The 15,149-nt window shown below is 66.1% G+C and carries 13 protein-coding genes; 6 read left to right on the forward strand and 7 right to left on the reverse strand.

Annotation, left to right across the window (positions count from 1 at the left end; genetic code table 11):
* Positions 1–16 precede the first annotated feature (16 nt).
* Entirely contained in the window at positions 17–1,048 is a 1,032-nt protein-coding gene (locus HKK74_RS15515) for an AAA family ATPase (RefSeq protein WP_246491618.1), read from the forward strand.
* 5 nt (positions 1,049–1,053) lie between these two features.
* Here HKK74_RS15515 and HKK74_RS15520 read toward each other — a convergent pair whose 3' ends face one another.
* The 4 genes from HKK74_RS15520 to HKK74_RS15530 form a co-directional block, all read right to left on the reverse strand.
* Entirely contained in the window at positions 1,054–2,514 is a 1,461-nt protein-coding gene (locus HKK74_RS15520) for a DUF2357 domain-containing protein (protein WP_187243918.1), read from the reverse strand.
* 179 nt (positions 2,515–2,693) lie between these two features.
* Positions 2,694–3,479, reverse strand: coding sequence for a DDE-type integrase/transposase/recombinase (locus tag HKK74_RS15525; protein WP_222722291.1), 786 nt, complete (start codon positions 3,477–3,479; stop codon positions 2,694–2,696).
* Positions 3,480–3,641: 162 nt separating this feature from the next.
* Positions 3,642–3,797 (reverse strand): transposase, encoded by a 156-nt coding sequence (locus tag HKK74_RS42125; RefSeq protein ID WP_425544368.1) that lies wholly within the window; start codon positions 3,795–3,797, stop codon positions 3,642–3,644.
* Positions 3,798–4,771: 974 nt separating this feature from the next.
* Entirely contained in the window at positions 4,772–6,034 is a 1,263-nt protein-coding gene (locus HKK74_RS15530) for an IS110 family RNA-guided transposase (protein WP_222722292.1), read from the reverse strand.
* Positions 6,035–7,272: 1,238 nt separating this feature from the next.
* Here HKK74_RS15530 and HKK74_RS15535 point away from each other — a divergent pair.
* Positions 7,273–7,959 carry a DUF8175 domain-containg protein gene (locus HKK74_RS15535; RefSeq protein WP_187243919.1) on the forward strand — a complete coding sequence of 229 codons (687 nt, stop codon included), beginning with the start codon at positions 7,273–7,275 and terminating at the stop codon, positions 7,957–7,959.
* Between the two features lie 451 nt (positions 7,960–8,410).
* On the opposite strand, the gene HKK74_RS15540 is transcribed toward HKK74_RS15535, so the two are convergent.
* On the reverse strand, positions 8,411–8,845 hold the full coding sequence (locus HKK74_RS15540) for a hypothetical protein (protein WP_222722293.1): 435 nt from the start codon (positions 8,843–8,845) through the stop codon (positions 8,411–8,413).
* Positions 8,846–9,226: 381 nt separating this feature from the next.
* Between HKK74_RS15540 and HKK74_RS15545 the strand changes: the two genes are divergently transcribed.
* The 3 genes from HKK74_RS15545 (at position 9,227) to HKK74_RS15555 (ending at position 11,586) form a co-directional block, all read left to right on the forward strand.
* Positions 9,227–9,661 (forward strand): DUF6228 family protein, encoded by a 435-nt coding sequence (locus tag HKK74_RS15545; RefSeq protein ID WP_187243921.1) that lies wholly within the window; start codon positions 9,227–9,229, stop codon positions 9,659–9,661.
* Positions 9,662–10,429: 768 nt separating this feature from the next.
* Positions 10,430–10,855, forward strand: coding sequence for a hypothetical protein (locus HKK74_RS15550; RefSeq protein WP_187243922.1), 426 nt, complete (start codon positions 10,430–10,432; stop codon positions 10,853–10,855).
* 89 nt (positions 10,856–10,944) lie between these two features.
* Positions 10,945–11,586, forward strand: a complete 642-nt coding sequence (locus HKK74_RS15555; RefSeq protein WP_187243923.1) for a class I SAM-dependent methyltransferase — start codon at positions 10,945–10,947, stop codon at positions 11,584–11,586.
* A gap of 115 nt (positions 11,587–11,701) precedes the next feature.
* On the opposite strand, the gene HKK74_RS15560 is transcribed toward HKK74_RS15555, so the two are convergent.
* Together HKK74_RS15560 and HKK74_RS15565 are read right to left on the reverse strand one after the other, a co-directional pair.
* On the reverse strand, positions 11,702–12,820 hold the full coding sequence (locus HKK74_RS15560; protein ID WP_187244008.1) for an IS630 family transposase: 1,119 nt from the start codon (positions 12,818–12,820) through the stop codon (positions 11,702–11,704).
* Positions 12,821–13,171: 351 nt separating this feature from the next.
* Positions 13,172–13,822 carry a hypothetical protein gene (locus tag HKK74_RS15565; protein WP_187243924.1) on the reverse strand — a complete coding sequence of 217 codons (651 nt, stop codon included), beginning with the start codon at positions 13,820–13,822 and terminating at the stop codon, positions 13,172–13,174.
* A 960-nt stretch (positions 13,823–14,782) separates the two neighbouring features.
* Here HKK74_RS15565 and HKK74_RS15570 point away from each other — a divergent pair.
* A complete protein-coding gene (locus tag HKK74_RS15570; RefSeq protein ID WP_312881504.1) occupies positions 14,783–15,148 on the forward strand; it encodes a redoxin domain-containing protein in 366 nt (121 codons plus the stop codon).
* Position 15,149: the final 1 nt, after the last annotated feature.

Raw genomic sequence — 15,149 nt, forward strand, 5'->3', positions numbered from 1 at the left:
GTCGCGTTGGCCAGAGATGCGTTGCAGGCGGTCGTATGCGTCCTCCCACCTCGAGCGCGCATCGACACTGAGAGCACCGCCACCGGAACAAGCCAGGCTGGTCGTGCTCGTGGGCCAGCCCGGGACGGGAAAGACCCTGTTCGCCACCCTCCTGGGAAGTGCGATGGAGCAGGAGTTCGATCTGGACGCACCGCTGCTAATCCCTGTGCGAGCCGACTTCGACGAGGCCGAGCTGATCGGCTACGAGCGGCTCGACGGGACTGTCCATCTGCAGGACTTCGCCCGCGAGATCCTCCTCGACGACGCACCGCTTGAAGCCCGCGTCGTGATCTTCGAGGAGTTCAATCTGGCCTCGGTCGAGACCTATCTGTCGGCGGTCCTCGTTGCCACCCAGGAGCGCGAGAGGCTCGTCCGACTACCGAACGGAGAGGTCGCCAACCTGCCGATCGACACTTTCGTCCTCGCGACCTGCAACTCTTTCCGCGACGAGCCTGAGACCCGCACCCGGGTGAGCTCGCCGACCAAACGCAGATCGACCACGATCACTATGCCCAACGTTCTCGGCGACCGCTACGAGGACGACCCGGACACCGCCGTCGCAGGCGTCATTGAGGCGCTGATCACCAACGAACGAAATCGCGTCGAGGATCGCAAGAGCGCAGGACGGGCGTCGCAGTTCGACTCGCTCAGACTCACGGCGCTCCGCTCAGTGTCCGGCAGCGCGGACTTCAGCGCGGAGGCCCAGCAGGCACTTGTGAGTGTCGCCAACGCTGTCCTCGAGACCGCGAGCGGTCGGTCATGGTTCACGCTCGGAATCCTTCGGGACATCGTGATGGCGCTCGTGATGGCGGAGCGGGACGCAGTAGCCGAGCTGACCGCCCTGGGCAACGCCGTTGCCGACAAGCTAGTGCATCAGCTTCGGGGAACACACTCCGACGTGCAACCTCTCCTCGCAGCGTCAGCGACGCTACCCAACGCCGAGGAGATCGGTCGCCTGATCGACCAGACGATGGCCGGACCTTCTGACGAGCTCCTGCCGCTTCTCTGAGGCATCTACACGTACGGGGGCGACTCCAGCCGGTCCAGGACGTGGACAATCGCCTCCTCCAGCCCGTCGTCCGGGCCGACGACGGGAATCTCGACGACGCTCTTGTCATGGTCCGTGATCACCCTTGCCTCCCGGTCCACACCCGGGTAGAGGATCGTGACTGCCGAGAGCCCATAGAGGCTCTGGTACGCGGCGACCTCCTTCCGGCTATCTTCCGAGGCGTGGCCGTCCTTTCCGACCCTGTACTTGGCGTCGAGCACAGCGACCTTGCTCGTCGCCTTCTCGTGGAGCAGCAGATCGGGCTTCGACGTGTCAGGGACCGGAGTCCGGGCTCGCCACGAGGCGATAACCTCAGCAGGCGGAACCGTGTCGTAGTACAGGTCGAAGTCAGGACCTGTGAATGCGAGCGGGTTAGACCCGAATGCGCCGAACGTCTGGGTGAGTCCGAGCACCGACGCGACGCGGTGTGCGGCGTAAGCCTGATAGATCCGGTCGGCACTCTCGATGTAGCTGTACCGGCGGGCCGGGTCCACGCTAGCCGACCATCCGAACTCACCGACCGTCCTCGTGAGGTCGAAGACTTTGATATAGCTGCGATCGGTGTATTCGGGGCCGTGGCGCGGCGCTGCCAGGGCACTCGGCTTCAGCCGGAGCTTGACCGCGAGCGGCTGGGTGGAGAGCCGCCCGACGCGCTCCCGCCACAGACGGCACCGAGCTCGAGGTCTGGAGGGGAGCTCCGTGCGCATCACCTCGGACAGCAGGCGGTGGATGAGACCGAGCAGGTGCACAGCGCGGCGGTTGGCCACGGTGTCAACCGTGCGCTGGCGTCGACGCGCGACCACTCGGGTCGGCGTGTATGTCTTACCCGCAGCGGTCAGCAAGCCGTCTTCCTGCTCGATCACGTTCTTCCGAGGGTCGGATCTGAGGAACCGCATCGTCGGGACAGCGAGGACCGAACTCCCCCCACGGCGGCTCAACACCCGGACCGAGACCTCTTCGGTACGCGGTGCGGCGAGCACGGTCTCGATGGCGTCCAGCGCCTCGTCCGCGTTGGCGTCGAACCACCCGTAGACGACGTGGGGGTCCAGGTAGCCGCTGCCGTCGGAGAACAGGGCCTGACCAGTCCATCCGGTCCCAAGGCTCTGGAGATGGCTCAACATCCGTGTGATGCCCTGGAGACGCAGCTTGTGGTCCTCGGTAGCGAACCAAAATGCCTGACCGTCGACCTCGACTCTGTGGAAGCCCGTCGAGCGCGTGTAGTCGAGCGCGAGGACGCCCGTCGTTCCGCCCGAGAGCCGACGGTCCGTGCCATCGACGCGGATCCTTCGGCTGGCGTGGCCGACGACGCTCAGGACGATCGGCCCAGGGGCCACCTTGACTGCCCGGCCCTTCAGCTCGACCTCACCGGACCGAGCAACGACAGACACGCGCAGGCGCGTCTTCGTGAGGTCGGGGCTCGAGGTCACGTTGAGAGGCTACGTGGTTCCTGACGCGATTCTCCCCGTGGTCGAGCGAGCGCGCCTCTGGGGGCTTCGCCGCCCCCAGACCCCCGCGGGCCGGTGCACTCGTCCGCGCGGGAAGCTCTGTCACACCGTCCCATCGCTCGCGCGGACGAGCACTCCGGAGCGAGACGGGCAACCTCCCCTTAGAACACCGTCTGTAGTCGCCTACGACCAGGCGGAGTTGAGTGGGCGAACGCCCGCTCACGCACCCCGTTCTGGCCGGGTGACCTGCGCCGGGTGCGGATGTGGACGAACTCGGTGCGGGCGGCGATGAAGCGGGCGAACGCTGCTCCTTTAAACGCTGATCCGTTGTCGGTCACCAGCTTGATCTTGCGGACCTCGCCGGTGACGGGATCGGCCAGGGCCTTCTGGAGCCGACACCCGGCAAGGGCCTCGGCCTGGTCGATCGCGAGCACGACCGCAGCGATCGCATCCGCCCCGGTGCAGGTCGGGGCGATGTGCCACCCGTGCTCGTACTTTGTGAAGTAGTCGGTGACCCCGGCCAGCCGCCAGATGCCGCCGGTGGTGGTCTCGTACTCGGAGAAGTCCAGCTGCCACACCTGGTTCGGCCCGGTGGGCGGATCGGCGAACGCCGCCTTGCGGGCCTGGGCGAGCTGCCGTCGTTCGCCCTGGTAGTCGATCGGCCGGAGCAGGCCACAGCGGCGCATCGCCCGCTCCACGCTCGAGGCCGACACCTCGATCCCATCAGCGGCCATCAGCCAGTGGATCTTGCGGTGGCCCCTGGACGGCCAATCAGCCGCGTACTCGGCCGCCACGGGCTCGATCTCCTCGACCACCGGTGCCGGCCAGGGCCCCTTCCCGGCGGCACCACGGCGGGCCTTGGCACGCCAGCGGGTGTAGGTGCGGCGCGGGATGCCTACCAGCTCACAAAACCTCGAGACCGGCATCGCCGCGTCTTGGCGGATCATCTCGAGGTCCTCGAAGGGGCCAGGCGTCCCTCGGCCGACTTCTTCCACACCCACAGCTGCGCATGCGCCTCACCCAGGGCGGTATGCAGCTCGGCGATTTCGGCCTCCAGTTGCTCCTCACGGCTGGATGGCCCGCCAGCACCACCGGCGGCCAGGCCCTGCTTACCGGCCTCCAGGAACTGGGCCTTCCCACTTGCCAATCGAGGTCTCGGAGATCTTGTTCCGCCGAGCAACCTCGGCAATGGTCATCTCACCCACCAGCACGGACAACACAATCCGCAGCTTGTCCTCGACGGGAAACTGAGGGGGGCGACTCACGATGCGTCTCTCTTCCAGGCCCAGGAATCCCAACTAACTCCTGCGCCGCTAATTCTGACGCGCGACAAACCGACGTGATTGCTTTCGCTCGCGGTTGTGGAGCTGGTTAACGGCGGAGGAGGCCCGGGAGCCTCCGGCGCTCCGATCAAGGGGCGTTGGGATTCCCGTGTTCCGCAGATGCTGAGGACTCTCGAAGGCACAGTGGATCTCGGAAAGTCGGCGGTTCGCCCCTTGCCCTGCTCACCGTGCCCGTTAGAGCAAACAATCAGGGGAACGTACGGTCACTTACGGGGATGTCGTCGCATTGGCGCAGGTCAGCGATTCCACAGGTAAGCGGCGAGCGTTGGAAGTGACTTCCCAAGCTAATGTTCAAGACGATCGCCGTCGTGGGTGGCTGGGAGCAGTCAGGGGCGGGGGGTCTCGCTGCCGCCCCCGCTTCCGTTCCTCGGGCCGTGGCCAGCCCTGCGGTATGGGTCAGGATTGCCCTCGAAATACGAGGTCCTGCCGCAGGTTAGAGCCACTGCGGTACAGCACGGAAGTACAGCAACACCACCGCACACGGTCTGCCCTCACCGCAACCCAATGCACACCCCAACCAGCCCCGGGAGCGCCCGACGTTTGGGGCCGCCGATAGTTCGCATCGAGGGGATTACGGCCGGGGGCCACGAGCCGCAAACGTTCTGGGCGCCGTCTTCCTCGACGCGACCAGTCTCCGGCCTCCACGGACCGTATCAAGGGCGCCTACGGCGTCGCTTACGCATCGGCTACCCCGATCCTTGACCCACTCCACTCCGGCCTACGGTCAGGCAGCTACGAGGATGACGACTCAGGAGCATGGGCACGAGGCGGGCGGTGCCGGCCCGCGCACGGCTCCGAGCCTGCTAACGCGATTGCTGAATCGAAAATCGGAGCTCAGCTGGGCAGGCGGCAGCACCCGGCGGAGCGTTAGCGGAGCCGGGTTTGGGGCAGCGGTGTCAGGCGGCCTGTTGGAGGGTGACTTTCCGGCCGGATAGGCGTTCGAGTTCGCGGATCAGTTGGCGTTTGCGGCGTTCGGGGGTGAGCCGGTCGTGGTAGTCGGCGCCGAGGTCGGCGAAGTGGGCGTGGGGGTCGGACAGCAGGTGGTAGGTGATGGTGAGGATGGAGTTTCCGAGGGCGACCAGGGCGCGTTTCTTGCCTCGTCGTTTGGCGACCCTGCGGTAGCGCGATCCCAGGAACGTCTTGGTCCGTGAGGCTGCCATCGCGGCTTCACCGAGGGTGCCGCCGATCCAGGGGTTGCCCTTGCCGGTGGAGCTGGATTTGTTCCTGCCCGCGGACTGTTTGGCCTTGGGTGCGAACTTGGCCCAGGACACCAGGTGGCCGGCGGTGGGGAAGCGCTCCATATCCAGCCCGATCTCGGCGATGATCTCCTGGGCGCCGGTTCTGCCGACACCAGGGATCTCATCCAGCTGGGCCACCTGATGGGCGAAAGGGAGCAGCGCCTGGTCGATCCTGGCGTCGAGCTGGTGGATCTGGGCGCTCAACGCATCGATACGCTCCAGCATCATGCGCAGCAGATAGCCGTGGTGATCGCGGAAATGCCCGGTCAGCGCCTCCCGCAGGACACTGATCTTGGCGCGCATGGAGCCCCGCGCCATGTCGGCGAGCACCTTCGGGTCACGCTGCCCCGCGATGAGCGCCTCGAGCATCTGCCGGCCCGACACCCCGAACATGTCGGAGATCACGCTGGACAGCTTGATCTGGGTGTCTTCCATCAGCTTCTCGGCCCGCTGCTTCTCCCGGGTCCGTTCCCGAATCAGGGTGCGCCGGTACCGGCACAAGTCCCGTAGCTCCCGCTGCCAGGGCGGCGGGACGAACGACGGGCGGAGCATCCCGCGCTCGGCCAGTTTGCACAGCCAGACGGCATCCAATCTGTCGGTCTTCGGGCGGCCGGGCACGTTCTTGACGTCGCGGGCGTTGACGACCCAGCACTCGATGTCGTCTTCCAGCAGGTAAAACGGCGGCTTCCAGTACGTCGAGGTCGCCTCCATCACGCACCGGGTCACGCCCTGGCACACCAACCAGTCCCGCAACCCCAGCAGCGATGATGTGGTCGTGGCGAACGTGCGGGTCTCTTGCCGGCGCTTACCCGGGTTGGTGTCGTGCGGAACCCGCACGCACGCCACCAGCGACGCCTTGCCGATGTCGAGCGCAGCCACCCGCTGCACCAACTCGGCCGCCTCTTCGATGGACTCGTTCACCAGATCGTCCTCTCCGGCGCGGCCAACGACAGAGATTCCGGTGGTTGCCCGCAGGAGCCAACCGGGGACAGCAGAGGCGGAATCGCGTGCTCAAGGCAACAATGCAGGACCCCTGAGAGCGGCTCCCAGCGTCTGACTAACACACGGGCTCACAGCACCAAGCACGTACGACGTCAGCGAGCAACCACCACCGATTTTCACGCCCGCAGGGCGTCCCCCGCAGGGAAACCGACGACTAACAACGGCCCTGGACAACCGTGGACCTGTGAGGAACCGACGGCGCGTCTGGGACGGCCTTGAGCCGGGCATGACGTCGAACCCGTACGGCTGTGAACAGTCGTGATTCTTCTACGGATCAAGATGCCAGTGCGGGAACCAGTCGCACGGACTGATCGTCAAAGTAGTCGTCCCGTTCGTTGGGCTACGGGGCAGGAAGCCGGTTCGATGCCGGCCGAGGCTTCCTCTCTCGGATGTCTGGCTCTGATCGCACTCACAGTCCTCGGCAACCACCTGTTGGACATGATCAAGCGCAGGCAGGACGAAGGAGGTACCGAAGTGGATGAAGGCTCCGGCGTAATCCACATGGCCATAGGTAGCCTCGCGGGTGGCGCCCTCCTGCCCGTTGCCGAGCGTATGGGATGCGCAAAGGCAGTCAACGGCGACGGCAGTTGATCGTGCCCGATTCTGGGGGCTCCGCAGCCCCCAGCCCCCCGCGTCCCGGAGCACTCGTTCGCGCGCCGAGGTCTGTCACACCGTCTCGCCGTTCGCGCGAACGAGCACTCCGGCTCGGTGGCACGCGATGCTACGAACGCGCAGCCCAGCGCCCTTGGTGCCGTGCAATTAGCGTGCAATTAGCCAGGGTGAGGAGGGGGCAGTAGGGGTCACTCGCGAGTACGTTCCCGGGCAGCTCAACGGCCCTGGCGGTGAAGATCGGTCTGCTTCCCAAGCTAATAGCGCGGGTTCGATTCCCGTCACCCGCTCCACAGTGAAGGCCCAGGCCAGGGACATGATCCCCCAGACCTGAGCCTTGATCTTTTATCGCCGTCATCACCGACCGGCGATTAGCGGGCGATTACGCCACCGGGACCAGCGCTCCCGCCAGGCTGTCGTCATCGTCATCGTCATCGTTGTCGGCCAGCCCCTGCTCGCTCCGAAGAAGCGCGTCCAGGCCCTCACCGATGGAGGGCTTAGTATGTCGGCTTGTTCGTGTTAGATCCGCCGCGCGAAATGGGCCCCACTTGTTCAAGAGAGCCTGCCTTCCACTCGTTGTCGGCCTCGTGGTCCTGGCCGTCGCCGGTTGCACAGGGAAGGGCCACGAGGAGACCGCGGCGGTCACGACGAAGCCGGCGCCCCCGGCCACGAGTTCGGTGAGGGCGCGCGCGTGCACTCCCGACAACAGCCACCAGGACGTTCCCCGGACGGCGCCAAGGCAGGTGCATTGGGAGCGCTTCAAGGGCGTCGCGGTGCCGTTCTCGCCGTCGGTCGGGCCACTGATCGTCCAGGGCGACATCGCGCGCTGTTATGCGCATACGCCGCGAGGGGCACTGTTCGCCGCGGTGCAGATCAGCGTGCGGCTCGACCGATCGGCAGGATGGCAGAAGATCCTGGGGCAGCAGGTCGTGGACGGCGAGGGCAAGGCGGCCTACGCGCGAGTACGGGCGGCAGGCCAGGTCGTACCGGCTGGGGAGGCGGCGCAGATCACGGGCTTCCGAATCGTCTCCTACACGCCTCAGACCGCGGTGGTCGGGACGGTGTCGCGGGATCCGGCGCATGGCGGCCGCATGGCCAGGACCACGACTGTGAGGTGGGACGGCGACTGGAAACTCGCGCCGACCCCGCAAGGCTCCACGGGCTCGGCACCCCAGGCCGTTGACTCGCTCTCCGGGTATGTCTTCTGGGGCGGCTTCGGACCCTCCCAGCCCTAGACCCGTCTCCATCGCTTCGGAGTGCGATCGGCTTTGCATGCAAGTGACCACCCTTGGGTCCCCGGGGGGCGACGCGGGCACGTGCCGCATGCGGGCACCGGGGTGCAGCGTTCTATGCAGGCGGAGTGCTAGGGCTTGCTAACGGCGGGTATGGACGGGCTTGGACGACGGTGGACCGCGCGACGGTTGCGGGGCAGGTCAGCAGCCAACTGTGGACGATTGTGGACGTTGCTCGTTTGGCTCGTAATGAACAGGTCGCCACTGCCGAATTGGGCTCTTGTAGATCAAGAGCGGCGGCGCGTCGCGCCGCCGCCTCGGCCGCCCGGCGCCGTCGCTCCGGGCGTGCGGCGTGGGCGCCGGTCCCTACGCGCCGGACCGGACGGCCGCCCACCGCGCCGGCCGCCCTCCGTGCCACTCTGACCGCAGTCACCGGGTCCGCGCCGCCGCGCGATCAGTCACCGGTGATGCCAAAGAACGCGATCTCATCGGGAGCATCGTCGCGGTACAGAACCACGTAGCTACCGTATCCGTTACCGTATCCCCGGTCCCGGGCAACGATGTCCCACATCACATCAGACGCACGGTCATAATCGGCACGGGTAGGCCACTCAGACCCGAACACCTCGCGCGTGATCTCCGGGGTTAGCGGGGCGGCGTGCAGGACCTCCGGTTCCCAACCGATCCGTGAGAGACCGAACATGTCCAGGACCGAGTGAGTCAGGGTTTCCTGCACGACCTCGTCCTCCCAGAGGTCATCCTCAGAGTCGGGCCGAGGACGCTCGGGCAAACCAAAACGGCCGTCGTACGGCCAGTAGTAGTCGCCTTCACGGAACGCCTTCTCCTGCGCCATCTTCAGCGCCGCTGAAACATCTTCCTGGTAGGGCACCACGTAGTCCCAGTCAGACCCGCCCAAAAGCAAACGCCTCCCAGACACGATCACCGCACAACCTAAGCGAACTCAACCAAAGAGGTAAGACAAAGAGCCGCTCGGCCATCGGTACCGGTAATAGCCTCCGGCGGGGGCACTCGGGCTCTGGGATGGCCGGGCTAGGCGCGCCGGGCAAGGTCTGTCAGGGTTGAGGTGGAAGCCTGGTCATCCCGCCTGCCATCGCCCCAGGACAAGCCGAGCAGACCAGGGTCCAGGGGCGAAGGTCGTTCGTCCAGTGGGGCGCTCCACCTTCACCCCTGGACCCTGCCCCGCTCCCCGGAGGGTGGGCCGACGGCAGACGGGATGACCAGGCGGAGAGAGGCGCGGGAGGATGCTCCCATGAACTCCCCCGACAATGTACGTGAGGTCACGCTTCCCCGCGGGCCGACCGGCACTTACGTGCGGCTCAGTGCATTTCATCGGCCAGACGATGATGTGCTCGTACTGTTCGATGTTCAGGCCGAGGCACCAGGGCTTTCGGCGATGATCGGCATCGAGACACTCGGTGGCGACGGACTTTCGGCGTTCGTTCAGTCACTTGACGACGACTTCCGGGGATGGCCGGACGAGCGCGTTTGGACGTCGTTCAGGCAGGAACTCGAACTGCGAGCTGCTCACCTCGGTCATATCGTCCGCCTCTCGTGGACCTTGCGATCCCCCGAACCAGCCGAGCAGGACACAGACTGGGCGGTGACCGTGAACCTGTACGTCTCCCCCGGCGAGGAACTCAAGAACCTCGCATCTGACGTCGGACACTTCCTCGGCGACCGGTAGGTCGTGCCCGCTGCGTGCCCGTCAGGGTGGTGATCAAGGGGGACTCACGGTCGCTCACGGGCAGACGGCCGATGAACCCGCAGGTCAGCGAATCGCCAGGCCAGCGGTCAAGATCAGGCCGCCCTTTCAAGGCGGTGATAATTTCGGGAGCCACGGGGTGGGGCCACCTAGAGGCACGATCTCGGCGACGAGCCGAGACGGGTGGCCAGGTTGCGGGAGGCTGGTGGCCTGCACAAGACGGCCGAAGACCAGGTCAGCGCCCAGCGATCGTGCAATTAGCGTGCAATTAGCCAGGGTGAACAGGGGGCAAGAGCGGGTACTCGCGGTCACATCGGAGCGCAGGTCAGGGCCCTCAACGCCCATGTTCGGTTTGCTTCCCAAGCTAATAGCGCGGGTTCGATTCCCGTCACCCGCTCCACAGCGAAGGCTCAAGCCAGGGACATGATCCCCAATCTGGGTCTTGATCGTTTAAGGGCTCGGTGCCCTGACGTGCAATTGGGCCACGGGGACCTGATGACGCGCGGTCCCACCGTCGTGATCGTCCTTGCGCTGCTGGGCCTTGAGGAGTGCATTGAGTGAGCCCGTCGGTGATCGCGCGGTCAGCGCTTAGTCGCGGAGCGGCCAGCAGGCAGCAACAAGAGTGGCGTTGTCAACGCTGTGGCTTCATGAGCGCGATGACGCCGATCTATCGAAAGGTCGATGCCGCGTAGGCGGCCGGGCGCGGTCCGTGCCGAACGACGCTTTGAGGAACATCGGCCGCCTGAGTGGGTGCATGAGCTTGGATCCATCGATCGGCTGTCGATCGAGATGAGCACCGCAGTTCACCTCATTGAGCATGGCAAGTGCGACTTCGGGCATTGGCACGAGATCCGGCCCGGCAGCACTGCCCAGTTCCTGCGCAGCTACCGGGAGTTCCTCCGCCGTCGGCCGGGTCAGAAGCTGAGGCTGATCGCCGCGGAATGCCCTTCCTGTCCCGGCTGTCAGTACGACGATGTCGCGTTGGCCAAAGATGCGTTGCAGGCGGTCGTATGCGTCCTCCCACCTCGAGCGCGCATCGAGCTGCGACAGTTGCTCACCGGTCTCGACGCCGAGTTCCGCCGCCGCACGTTTCCGAATCCAGATCCGAACCGTTGGACAGGCTGGGACGGGAAGCCGAATCCATGGTGGTGTCGGCGACTGTATGAGGGTGACTAGTGCGGTGACCACCAACCTTCGCCGAGTCACGCCGCAGATCAACAGCCCCTGCCAGCGCCGGAGTTGACGGATTGGCTACCGTGTCGCCCATGCCTGACACCTGGCTGTCCGATACCCGCTCCTCGTACGACACCGACGCCTCCGGATATGCCGAGAAGGTGCGTGGACTGCTCGGTGAGAGGCCTTACCTACGCGCGAGCCTGGCGTTGTTCGCCGAGTTGGTGCACGGTGCCGGAGGCGGGCCAGTCGCCGATGTCGGCTGCGGGCCGGGCTACGTCACCGGCCACCTCCACGACCTCGGAGTGGACGCGTTCGGCATCGACATCTCGCCCGAGATGATCGCCATCGCGCGGCGTGACTACCCCGACCTACGCTTCGAGGTCGGGACGATGACCGACCTCAACCTGGTCGACGATTCAGTCGCTGGCGTACTCGCGTTCTGGTCCGTGATCCACGTGCCCGACCACGCCATGCCCGGCGTGTTCGAGCAGTTCCGCCGAGTGTTGCGCCCAGGGGGTCCGCTACTGGTCGGCTTTCATGTCGGTGACGAGACACGACATACGTCCGAGGGCTACACGGGTCGCCCGATCAACGTTGACAGTCACCACCGCCGGCCGAGCAAGATCGCGGGCTGGCTTCGTGAGGCGGGGTTCACGATCGAGGCCGAACTGGTCATCGGGCCGGACGAGGACGGCCCGGGAGCCGTCATCTTCGCGCGCAGCCACGCCTGACCGCGCCCTGATGTCACCGTCTACTACTTTTTGCGGCTCATGACGTTGGTGACACAGGACGGCACCTGTGAAACCTAGGTGCCTAGTGCGGTGACCACGACGTTCACCGGATCGGTTATGCGGCCTTGGGGCGTGGGCGGCCCCAGCGTTGCTGGCGTTGGCTGCGCACCCGGGCTCGTTCGCGGCGTTGGGCGGCCAGCATGTCGGGGTGCCGGGTGTTGGCGTTACGCCAGCGCAGGTAGGCCTGGATTTCGCGGGCCAGGACGGTGTGGTTGGGATGGTTGGAGTTGCCCATCACGAACGTGCGCAGGGGGCCGAAGTGGGCCTCGATCGGGTTGGCCCAGGAGGCGTAGGTCGGGGTCAAGCACAATTCGACGTTGTTCTTACCGGCCCAGGATCGGATCGCCGGGGTCTTGTTGGCCGACAGGTTGCCCAAGATCACGTAGATCGGGGCGCCGTCGGGGCGTTCGGCCCGGATGGTCTTGAGCGCGGCCAGGGTGTTGGCGCCGCCCTTGCGGTGCCGGGTCACCCCCCACAGCGTGTCGTCGCCCAGCGAGTAGCAGCCGTGGAAGTAGCGGACGCCGTGGGTGCGGGTGTAGGTGGCCGGTGGCCGGTCAGGCTTGCCCTGGTGGCCCCAGCCGGTGCCGTGGCAGGGCCGGATCGGCAGCGGTCCGAACTGGTCGAAGGCGAAACATCGGTCCGCGAAACGGCTGGTGACATGCTCGATCCGGTCGAGTTTGGCGTCGAAGTCGGGATCGTTGGAGGTCTTCCAGGTACGGGTGCGCTGGAAGGTGATGCCATGCTCGTGCAGGATCTGCCGCAGCCGTTCCCGTCCGATGCCCACGGTGCGGTCGGCGTGGCGGGCCAGGTGGTCGGCGAGCTTGCGCAGGCTCCACCGGGTGAAGGGACGGCCCAGCGTGGCCGGGCGGGTCCGGGCCGTCGCGACGATGTAGGCCTCGTCGTCTGCGGTGATGCGGCGGGGACGGCCTCCCGCCCAGCTAGGGTCCAACGCGGCCAGCCCCCGGGTGTTGAAGTCGTGGATCAAATCACGCACCGTGTCCTCGTGCGCTTGGACGAGCCGAGCGATCGCCGGAACCGGTGTCCCGGACGCCGACGCCATGATGATCATGGCCCGGCGCATCCGGATCGACTCGTGCTTGCCCCGCCACACGATCTGCTGCAGCCTGCGGCCTTCATCCTCGGTCAGCCTGCGTGCCCGCACCGGCTCAGCCACCCACACCACCTCACCCTCAACAGCGATCTCGTCGCCATCGAGGGTGAGGCCCAGCAATGGCCACACCGTGGACCTCGACCGGCGTGTCCCGACCCGGTGCACGTTCGTGGTCACCGCACTAGAGGAACTGAAAGCACCGCCACCGGAACAAGCCAAGGACTGGGACTGTCCGGATTTGGGCTCTGCCGCGACTGGACAGTCCCCGGCTCTGTGAGCCGGGCATGCGGCCTGTTCCGTCCGATCCCGTCTCGCAGCCCGGCCACGGCCGCCCCAGCGAGCGAGCCCGGAAGGCCGATCGACGTTCACCACCAGGCCGACGAGCACAGCGACCGTTTCGAGGTCAACGGAAGTCTAATGGGCCAGGACGACGCGACCTGCCTGCAGCGCTTCGACGTAGCTCCGCGCCTGTTCGATACTCAGATCGGTGTCCTTGCGCGCTTGGACCACCGCTTCTCTGCTCTTGCCGTCTGCGATTAGGCGCAGCACCTGGGGTGAGGGCGGCGCGATGACGGTCTGCCGGGTTGCCAGCCCGCCCTCGTCGAGAAAGGTCGGTTCAAGGTAGGGGTCTTCGTAGAAGCGCCAGTAGACGTCGAGGTCGAATTGCGGCTCGGACACCCGACGTTGCAGCCACCTAACACACGCGGTCGTCGCTTCGAACTCATCGGGGTGTATTTCCTGGCGACACGTCAGAGCCCAGCCGGGGCGCGGTTTGCTGTGCTCGCGCCGCTCCAACGCGGCGAAGAGCACCCCGCCGATCCGCCAGGCCGGCCCGCGCCGCGCCAGCGCCGGGACCTTCACTTCCACCCAGGAACCGGCCGCGCCAGGTGCGTAGTCTGTGGGATCGTCGTCCTCGTCGACGAACTCCCCGGGAAACTCCGTCACGATGGTGCACTCAGGCGGCTCCGGTCCCAGTCCCAGGTGCCAGCGCAACTCGTTCACCTCGGCCTCCGAGAGGTCGTCGGGAAGGTCGGCGTTGATGAGCAGTTCATATGCGTCGGCCATGCCGCATATCCTCACACGGGCCGTTGTGGAGAGGCATCAAGCCGAGGGCCGATTGGCTCGAATGCAATTGGTGCGCGGCACGTGACAGGCGCGGGCCCGCGATCGCCGGGACAGTGCCTTGCGCGCGAGCAGAAACGGCACCAGAGCAGTTGCGGGACCTTAGCCCGTGACGGTCTACGTATTGACGGGTTGAACGTGCCCGAAGCGGGGTCGCGCGACCCCAGCCCCCCGCGGACCGGAACACTCATCCGCGCGATTCTGTCTGTCACGCCGTCTCGCCGTTCGCGCCCGGGGAAGCGCCCGCCGGAGCCATGTCCTTAGAAGTCGATCTTCAGCACCGCTGAATCATCCAGTTCCAACCTGAACTCTGGCCCGGGTTTCGACGGTTGCCATCCCCGGCCCATCGCCGCGGTGATCGCGGTGGTAACGGTCCGGGGGAGGACGACTCCAGCCGGGAGCCCCAAATAGTTGCTCGGGTGAGCACACGGCAGGGAGACCACCAAGCGAGCGCCGGGCCCGTGGACCTGCTGTACGGCGAAGGTCAGCGGAGACCAGCCCATCGCCTGGCAGTACGTTGGCCGACCGCGTACCGTCCAACGAAACTCGGCATCGCCGACGGTTATCCGTCGTGATCCCTTCCTTGCCAGTGCCACAGAACCTCCGCCACATCACCGACTCTTGAGGACTCTAGAGCGGCTCGATCGGACACCTCCATTGATTAAGGGCTCGTCAACAGAGTGACTTCGTAAGAGCCACACGACCGGGGTCGGTTAGTGGGTGGCTCGGGTGGAAGCCTGCCACCGCACCCAGCCCGACTAGGCTGGCCGGTGTTCGGTTCCGTACGAATCGAGGAGACCACGCTCATGGCGCCCAACGTCGGCACCGAGGCCCCGGACTTCACCCTGAAGGACCAGAACAACTCAGGACATCACGCTCTCGTCCTTCCGGGGCGAACGCAACGTGCTCGTCGTCTTCTACCCGTTCGCCTTCTCCGGTATCTGTACCGGCGAGCTGTGCGCCGTCCGGGACGACATCGGCAGCTTCCAGAATGGCGACGTCCAGATCCTCGGCGTTTCGGCCGACCACGTGTTCGCCCTCAAGGCCTGGTCCAACGAAGAGGGCTATCAGTTCCCGCTGCTCTCGGACTTCTGGCCGCACGGCGAGGTCGCCATCCTCTACGGAGTCTTCAATCGCGACCGCGGTATGGCCGTGCGCGGCACGTTCCTCGTCGACAAGGGCGGGATCTTGCGGTTCGCGGAGGTGAACGCGCCCGGCGAGGCCCGTGACCAGGAGTCGTGGAAAAGGGCGCTGGCCGCCCTTGATTGAT

The organism is Actinomadura alba, assembly GCF_014323705.1.
Taxonomy (GTDB): Bacteria; Actinomycetota; Actinomycetes; order Streptosporangiales; family Streptosporangiaceae; genus Actinomadura_C; species Actinomadura_C alba.

Bases quoted from the DNA above. Each gene is read 5' to 3' on its own strand.
- HKK74_RS15515 (WP_246491618.1), top strand. From the start codon at position 17: ATGCGTTGCAGGCGGTCGTATGCGTCCTCCCACCTCGAGCGCGCATCG.
- HKK74_RS15525 (WP_222722291.1), bottom strand. From the start codon at position 3,479: ATGATCCGCCAAGACGCGGCGATGCCGGTCTCGAGGTTTTGTGAGCTG.
- HKK74_RS15545 (WP_187243921.1), top strand. From the start codon at position 9,227: ATGAACTCCCCCGACAATGTACGTGAGGTCACGCTTCCCCGCGGGCCG.
- HKK74_RS15555 (WP_187243923.1), top strand. From the start codon at position 10,945: ATGCCTGACACCTGGCTGTCCGATACCCGCTCCTCGTACGACACCGAC.
- HKK74_RS15565 (WP_187243924.1), bottom strand. From the start codon at position 13,822: ATGGCCGACGCATATGAACTGCTCATCAACGCCGACCTTCCCGACGAC.